General features: G+C 59.0%; 6 protein-coding genes. 4 read left to right on the forward strand and 2 right to left on the reverse strand.

The annotated features are described in order from the left end of the window. Positions 1–123: 123 nt before the first annotated feature. Positions 124–783, forward strand: a complete 660-nt coding sequence (locus H1Y01_RS16275) for a CGNR zinc finger domain-containing protein (RefSeq protein WP_180541563.1) — start codon at positions 124–126, stop codon at positions 781–783. Here H1Y01_RS16275 and H1Y01_RS16280 read toward each other — a convergent pair. Then, entirely contained in the window at positions 740–1,798 is a 1,059-nt protein-coding gene (locus tag H1Y01_RS16280; protein ID WP_219341616.1) for a hypothetical protein, read from the reverse strand. The genes H1Y01_RS16275 and H1Y01_RS16280 overlap by 44 nt on opposite strands. 38 nt (positions 1,799–1,836) lie before the next feature. On the opposite strand from H1Y01_RS16280, the gene H1Y01_RS16285 reads away from it, so the two are divergent. The 3 genes from H1Y01_RS16285 (at position 1,837) to mscL (ending at position 4,587) form a co-directional block, all read left to right on the forward strand. After that, entirely contained in the window at positions 1,837–2,964 is a 1,128-nt protein-coding gene (locus H1Y01_RS16285) for a pyridoxal phosphate-dependent aminotransferase (protein ID WP_180541564.1), read from the forward strand. Beyond that, positions 2,961–4,076, forward strand: coding sequence for an ankyrin repeat domain-containing protein (locus H1Y01_RS16290; RefSeq protein WP_180541565.1), 1,116 nt, complete (start codon positions 2,961–2,963; stop codon positions 4,074–4,076). Before H1Y01_RS16285 ends, H1Y01_RS16290 begins: the two co-directional genes overlap by 4 nt. Positions 4,077–4,182: 106 nt before the next feature. Then, positions 4,183–4,587 (forward strand): large conductance mechanosensitive channel protein MscL, encoded by a 405-nt coding sequence (mscL, locus tag H1Y01_RS16295; RefSeq protein ID WP_180541566.1) that lies wholly within the window; start codon positions 4,183–4,185, stop codon positions 4,585–4,587. 7 nt (positions 4,588–4,594) lie between these two features. Here the strand turns inward: mscL and H1Y01_RS16300 are convergent, their stop codons facing one another. Beyond that, complete coding sequence (locus H1Y01_RS16300; RefSeq protein WP_367399796.1) at positions 4,595–7,972, reverse strand: Ig-like domain repeat protein; 3,378 nt, start codon at positions 7,970–7,972, stop codon at positions 4,595–4,597. Positions 7,973–7,976 lie beyond the last annotated feature (4 nt).

Raw genomic sequence — 7,976 nt, forward strand, 5'->3', positions numbered from 1 at the left:
CGGCGAGAACGCGCGCGTCGAACCGTTTGCTCGCCGCTTTCGGTGTAACCGTTAAAGTGCTCATCACTGGTTACAGTATACCTGCTTCCTGATAACCTGTAAAATGAATTTTGGTGGTTAAATATGACGAAAGGTGAGATCGCGAAACCGTTTGAGTTGGTTGCCGGCAACCCTGCACTCGATTTCGTGAATACGTTGGACAATCGCTTCAACGAACGCCCGCAAGAGCTGCTGGTGAGCTACGCCGAACTGCTCCGGTTCACTACTGAATCCGGCTTAATCACCGGCGCGCAGGCCCGGGCGTTAAGGAACTTGCCCTCCGGCGACGAGGAGCGCAAACGGGTTCTCGCGCAAGCGATCGACCTGCGGGAAGCTTTGGCTGACGTCGCTTACGCTTGGTTGAGCGGCGCGAAAATCCCGAACGGGAAGCGCGAAACTCTGGAAGCTTACTTCAAGCAAGCGAGCGCGGTTCGGAAACTCTGGATCGACGCGGACCTATTGATCTGGCGATGGCCGCAAAAGGTAAACCTTGCTTTGCCGTTGTGGACGCTCGCGCAAACCGCGGCCGATCTCCTGCTTTCCGATCGTATGGCACGAATGCGAAGTTGCGCCAAAGAGACTTGCGGCTGGTTATTCCTCGATACCAGCAAGAACCATACGCGCCGATGGTGCGATATGAAGCTATGCGGGAACCGGATGAAAGCGCAAAATTACCACGCGCGGAAAGCCCGACGGAAATCTACTTCCCGCGAAACAAAAACGCCAGCTCAATTACAAGGATGACCACGACCATGACTTCCAGCACGAAGCCGCGCCCCTGCTGGAACTGATCGGTCATGAACTGGTATAACTCGCCCGCCGTGCGCAGCTTCTCATCCACTAAGTTGCGATAGTCCGGTACTCCCACGCGTCGCGCGGCGAGCCGGTAGAGCCGCGCGTAAAACATATCGCTCAGAAACTTGATTGCATTGTCCGTGCGCTCCGTCAACTCGATCACTTCGAGCCGAATCGTATTGAGGCGCGCCGCGCGCCGTCCCATCCGCCACCGGGCCCAGAAGCCCGTACCTTCGTCAAGGTCGCGATACACGTCGGCTAAGACGCGCGTGAGTAAGTCGTCATAGTGCCGGTATTCGAGTAACTGAGTATTGGCGTACTCGACTAACTGCACGATCGGCAGCGCACCGCTGGGCGTGTCGCAGATCAGGGCGGCCGACCATCCGATCACGGCGAGGTCATTCGCGTAGTAAGAGATGCGGGCTTTCAATACGTCCTGCCGCTCTTCATCGGCGAGTAGCTTCGACTCGCCGCGCACGATCTGCGCAATCTGCATGCCGCACTTATCGACGAACTCCTGCGCGTCAAACTGCAAATTCGGCATCAGGACAATATAGTAGTCTTCACTCATCCAGTCGGCATACGGATTGGTCATGGCGCCGGCTGCCCGCTCCACGCGGCACCGCAGCAGTTCCCGCGCGCGTGTTTCCGCCTGCGAGTCCGAGATCCACCGGCTGGAAGCTTGCACCAACTGCTCGATGTCGCCGGAAAACGCGGTATCGAGTTCCACGCTGATCACGCCGTACTCGTAGTAGCGGATACGGCCTTCGGGGTCGTGCTCAATCACCGGCGGCCGTTCGAACCGCACGTACTCGGGTGACGGCGCGGTCTGCGACGTTGTCCGGCCGAAGCTCCGCACTCCGGAATCGGCGCTGCCGCCCAACAGCCCCGATACGAGGTCCAACTGGATGCCGTCGGCGACGTCGAATAACATCAGGGCGCGAAGTGTGGCTTCAACCTGCAACGGAATCTCTGCGACAATATTCCCACGGAGAAAACTGCATGCAACACAACGACGGTCTCCTCGCGCGCGGCATCTCACGCCGCGATTTCCAACGCCTCGCCGGGTTCTTTGCCGCCGGCGCAGCTCTTCCTTTCGCCACCGAGCCCGTGTTGGCTCAGCTTTCCCAGACCGGTCCGATCCCGCCCGACGCGGTCAAGATCAACGCGAACGAGAACCCGCTGGGTCCGTGTCCGCAAGCGCTGGACGCCGTCCAGAGCATCGCTGCCAGGGGCGGCCGGTATATGTACGACCTGACCGCGCAATTCACTCAAACCATCGCTGCGCAGGAGAATCTGAAGCCGCGTTATGTTCTCCCGTTTGCCGGTTCCAGCGATCCGCTGCATCGCGTGGTGCTCGCTTATACCTCGGCCTCGAAGCCGTACGTCGTGGCCGATCCAGGTTATGAAGCCGGATTCCGCGCAGCCGATTTCGCCGGCGCAAAATCGATCCGGATCCCGCTGACCAAGACGTACGCGCACGATGTCCGCGCCATGGCCGCGGCGGACCCGAATGCCGGCGTGATCTACGTTTGCAACCCGAACAATCCGACGGGCACCCTGACGCCGCGCGCGGATATCGAATGGCTGATCGAGAATAAGCCCAAGGGATCGGTGGTGCTCCTCGACGAGGCGTACATTCACTTCTCGAGCGCGACGCCTTGTTCGGACCTGGTGGCGGCCGATAAAGACCTCATCATCCTGCGCACGTTTTCGAAGATTTACGGGATGGCTGGATTGCGCGCGGGCGCCGCATTCGGACGCCCCGACCTATTGGAGCGCATCACAGGTTATGCAGCGGGCGCGCTTCCGACGACCGGCATGGCCGGAGCTACCGCGAGTCTGGAATCGAAGACCGTGGTTCCTGAGCGCAAGACCAATATGAAGAACCTGCGGGAAGACGTGTTCAGCTTTCTGCAGAAGAACAACATCGCGTTTGTGCCTTCGGAATCGAACTGCTTCATGCTGGACACGAAGCGTCCGGCAGGCGAGTTCGTCAAAGCCATGCAGGCGGAGAAGATCTATGTGGGGCGCGTATGGCCGGCTTGGCCGACTTATAGCCGCATCACGATCGGAACGCCGGCGGAGATGGCTAAGTTCCAGACCGCGCTGCTCAAAGTTATGGCATGAGCGAAGCGGCCTTAGCCGAAGCCATCGCGACGGGCGATCCGGGCGCCGTAATCGCGGTGCTGGATCGGTCTCCAGCGATGAAGTCGCACCTTGACGCTCCGCTGATCGGCGATGGGTTCGGGATCACTCCGCTGGTCCGGGCTGCCACCAAAGGTAATCTCGCGCTGGTCGACGTGCTGCTGGGAGCGGGCGCCGATATCAACGGCCGAACGCATTGGTGGGCGGGTAGTTTCGGTGTACTCGACACGGCGCCGGTAGAGATCGCGCCGCAACTTATCGAACGCGGCGCGACGCTGGACGCGCACTCCGCCGCGCGCCTCAATCGCGTTACGGAACTGACCGCGATGCTCGATGCGAACCCGGAGCTCGTGAACGCGCGCGGCGGCGACGGGCAAACGCCGCTGCACTTCGCCGCGAGCGTGGAGGCCGCCGCACTCCTTCTCGATCGGGGCGCAAAGATCGACGCGCGGGATATCGACCACGAGTCAACGCCCGCGCAGTACATGCTTCGCGATCGCAAAGAAGTCGCCCGCTGTCTGGTTTCGAAAGGCTGCCAGACCGACATTCTGATGGCGGCGGCGCTCGGTGATGTGGAACTCGTGCGTAAGTATTTGGAGTCCGACCCGAAGTCGATCTACGTCGCCGTCACGGAACACTACTTTCCAAAGGAAAATCCGGAAAGCGGGGGGACGATTTACTACTGGACGATCGGCCAGTTCAAGACCGCGCACAACGTCGCCGGGGACAACCAACCTATCAAAGATCTGCTGAATGCCTACACGCCGCCCGACTTACAGCTCGTAGCTGCGGCGCTGGAAAACGACACGGAACTTATCGCGAACTTATTAGCCGGTGATGATGCTCCGCAATTTGAAGACGAGAAACTAACCGCGACGGCGCTTCATTGGGCCGCATGGCACGGCAACACTCGCATGGTGGAAGCGCTGCTGAAGCGAAACGCGCCGCTGGAAGTGAAAGATATGCAGTACCAGGGCACGCCACTCGGGTGGGCGGAGCACGCGTCGCGAATGACCGATCCAACGCCGGGCGCCGACTTACCTCGCGTGATCGCGATGTTGGAAACCGCGGGCGCTAAGCGCGGCAGCCACTAACTCAGGCTAGTTGAGTTTGTAACTCCGTACATCGGGCGGTGCTACCCTAGTGGATTCGACGTTCCGAGCCCGACCGAAAGGAAGGGTCGCCGGGCAAGGAGACTAAGTGAAGGGATTCAAGCAGTTCTTAATGCGAGGCAACGTGATCGACCTCGCCGTGGCGGTCGTCATCGGCGCCGCTTTCGGCGCAGTTGTAACGGCGCTAGTAAAGGATCTGATCACACCGATCATAGCTGCGCTGGTGAGTAAGCCGGACTTCTCCAGCCTGGTGTTCACCATCAACGGAAGCCGCTTCCTGATTGGGGATTTCATCAACGCCCTCGTGTCGTTTCTGCTCATCGCGACAGCGGTCTACTTCTTCGTGGTATTGCCCGTCAACACGGTTATGGCGCGCATGCGCCGCGGGGCCGCGCCCGCCGATCCGACCACCAAGCGTTGCCCGGAATGCATGAGCGAGATCCCCATCGCGGCCAAACGTTGCGCATTCTGCACATCGGCGCTGACCGTCTAGCGGTCTATTAAAAAGGTACAGTAACGACGTTAGAAAACAACCCGTTGATCATCACCTGGATGCTGACTTGTCCTTCCCCCGCGAGCGAGGGAGGAAGCGGGACGTTGATCTGATCCAGTCCTTCGAAGGAACTCTGCGGGCCGATATAGGACGGGAAGGTAATTTGCCCGTTGAACATAATCTCGACCGTATCCCGGGGCGATACGTTAGCGAATCCCGTCCCGAACAGAACGAGGTATAGATTGTCCCCGTTGAATGCGGGCGGAGTGTTAGTCACGACAGTGGTCGTTAGCTGATTCTGGTGATCGCGCACGATCTCAGCCGAGGCGAGTCCCGATCCGGATCCGTCCGCCGAGAAGAGCGCGGGCGAGATAGTCGAAATTTGAATCGGGAACTGACTCACGCCCTGTGGCCCGGTGACCTGAGCGGTAGCGGCCCCGCTTGCGAGATTAGCCGGCACTGCGCAATTGATCTGCGTAGGCGAGACATAAAAGAGGTCGGCGGGTTGGGTATTCCCGAAGCTGTCCGTGATCGAGACTGAAGCGCCGTTGAGAGTTTGAGGCAGCGGTGTCCCCGTTGCGCCGCCACTGGATGATCCGAGGTTCTCACCGAAGATAGAGACGATTTCTTTGGGAGCGACTCCGGGTTGATAGTCCGCAGCATTTACCATCGCGGCCAGGCAGGTGCCGGAAGAGATGTTTACGACAACCGAGCTTGTACTTGGTAGATAGTTCGCATCGCCGCTGTAACTTACTGTAATCGTATTTAGACCAGCAGGCAAGGAGGGGAGCGTCAGATCCGTCAGGTCACTTGCGGGCGCGGTAATCTGCGGGTTTGATGACGTCACCGTAAGCGTGCCCTCTTGAACCAGGTTGTAGGGTGACGCAACCAATCCAGTTAACGGGAACGAAGTATTTGGAGTGCCGCAGAACGAACCCGGGGTTAGAACCACCGTCGTCGTAGCCGGCGTAATCGTCAACGTTAATGGCGCGGTAGACGGCATGAAGCTGGTATCGCCAGGGTAAGTCAGGGTTATCGTGTGAGCCCCAACGGCTAAGGAGCTGGTGTTGAAAATGGAGGAGCCGTCATTGTTCAAAACCAGCGATCCACCGGTCGTCGACGCGCTATCGGTGAAAGTCACGGTTCCAGTCGGAACGCCCACTCCGGAAACACCACTAACCTGCGCTCCGAGTTCCACGGGACTTCCAAACGGCGCGCTCGTGACCGGGCAGAAGGGGCTAAAATCGCAAGTAAGGTCGGCTTCATCGGCTTGAGTAACGATCATACTCGGCTCCGGCGAGACGGACACCGATACCGAATTCGAAGTGCTCGGCGCGAACTTACCATCGCCCCCGTATACTGCCGAAACTGTGTAAGTTCCGCCGACTAGCGGAACAGTAGACGACTGGGCGGTACCCGAAGAAAGCAAGAAGGAACCCAAACTAACAGTTGAGCTATTCAGGTCAACCGGGCCGGTGGGCACTCCGGCGCCGCTTGTGGGAGCCACTGAGATGGTCATGTTCGCTGCGGCGCCGTGAACGAGAGTGGTTGGCGAGATAGAAAGCGTGGTGGTTGTGGGCTGCTCCCCGGAAAGGTTCCAGTTATTTGCCAGGTTCGCGGCATTGACTGAGCCAAGTCCCGAAGCCATATCGTAACCGACGGTAGCTTGATAGAGCGCGGAGGATGTGCCGAAGTTAGGCTCTCCGTTCACCGCGTTGTTGCCGACCGTGATGTCGTTGAAGATGCATGTGGAAGCAACCGCGTTCGCGGAGCCGTTGCAGTTCGCGTAATTTTCAGCGCCGGCCAGCGCGTACAGTTGTGGGTTGATGGCGCCCAACCGGGTACCGGCTTTCTGGCGAACCAGGGCCATAATGCCCGCAAACGACGGGGCGGCCGCAGATGTCCCCGACGCTGCGTATAACCCGCCGGCTTCGCAGGAACCACTCAGGCAAAAGAGGTACGGGACGAGACTGCCCGCTGTTAACGAAACGTCCGGAAGGTCGCGGGTTCCATCTTGCTGAATCCCGGGTACTCCCGATTGCCACGAGGGTTTCGGGTAAACGGAGCTTTGACCGCCGCTGCCGGCGAGGATATTCATGAAGCAGAAGGTTGAGTCGCAGCTTTCATCCCACACGTCTTCCGGTACGTACGATTTAGCGGTACCGAATGGCAGGCGCGTGGCCGGACTCCAAAACTCGGTCGGATTAGCGCCATTGTTGAACATCGTTCCTCCCACTGCTGTTACATAAGGAGAGGACGCGAGTAAGTTGACGGAGGTGAGCGAGGGATCGAAAACCGTAAGTTCGGTATCGAAAGCGTCGCATCCGTAAGGACCGCTGTCACCGGCCGAAACAATATAAGTCATGCCTTGAGCGGCCGCCTGCTCGCGGATGGATTCGATGTAAGTATTGAGCGCCGGGTACGAACCCGCTTCGCATAGACTGAAGCTTTCGGTGATGATGTCGCCCAGATTGTTATCGACGATATAATTCTCGGCCAGCAGCAGACCGCTATCCGCGAAGGTGTCGGGAATGGAGACGAAGTTGATAGCGGCTCCCGGAGCAATCGCCCCCGACCAACTGACATCGAGCGTACCTTCCGCTTGCGGCTCGCTATTCGTCGGCTGCCCGTACGGATACATAATCTGTGGTTGATAAGCTTTTATGCCGAACTCTTTGCGGAAATCGGTAATGTCCTGCGGGTCGATATAGGTTGCGCCAACCACGGCAATCGTAACGCCCGTGCCGTCGATGGCTGGGGCCTGCTGGTACAGCGGATTGATGTTATAGATCGTGGAGTAATCGGTGGGCGCGAGCGCGTGATTACCATCGGAGGCCGTATATAGCGGATAGGATTTAATGGTCCGATTGATCCCTCGGGCCTGGAGGCGGAAGTTATTCAGTGTCGAGACTCCGCCGACCACCGGAGCAAGCGCGGCTGGGATGCTCGGGCTAACAGTGCTCGCCCAGTGTTCTTCCCCGTTCACCACGAAGCGATGGATGGCAGTGTGAAACGCCTCGCTGACCTGTTGCGCAGTTCCGGAAAACTCAATCGTCCCCTTTCCCTTGGCCGTTCCGTGCACCGTAAAGCCGTGTGATTGCAACCAAGCTGTAACAGTGTTGAGGTCCTGATCCGCCGCTCCGAAGCGCGCTCCGAATTGCTCGGGCGTGAGCCACTGATGATACTGCGGCGACGACGCGCGCAACTGCGAGTCGAGAAGGGTTTTGAGCTGCGCGGTCTGATCGGGACTACGCTTTAAGATCAGCATCATGCGGTTCATCGGAAGACTTGGAGGAGCTGGACCGCGGTCAAATTCGGGACGCGCGAGCGGGTGCGCTTTCTGGGGAAGAGTAACCCGATCGGAGTTGTTTATCGGCCGGGTAATCCGC

Source organism: Nevskia soli (assembly GCF_903970205.1).
In the GTDB taxonomy this organism is placed as follows: domain Bacteria; phylum Acidobacteriota; class Terriglobia; order Bryobacterales; family Bryobacteraceae; genus Bog-113.

Bases quoted from the DNA above. Each gene is read 5' to 3' on its own strand.
- H1Y01_RS16285 (WP_180541564.1), top strand. From the start codon at position 1,837: ATGCAACACAACGACGGTCTCCTCGCGCGCGGCATCTCACGCCGCGAT.
- H1Y01_RS16275 (WP_180541563.1), top strand. From the start codon at position 124: ATGACGAAAGGTGAGATCGCGAAACCGTTTGAGTTGGTTGCCGGCAAC.
- H1Y01_RS16290 (WP_180541565.1), top strand. From the start codon at position 2,961: ATGAGCGAAGCGGCCTTAGCCGAAGCCATCGCGACGGGCGATCCGGGC.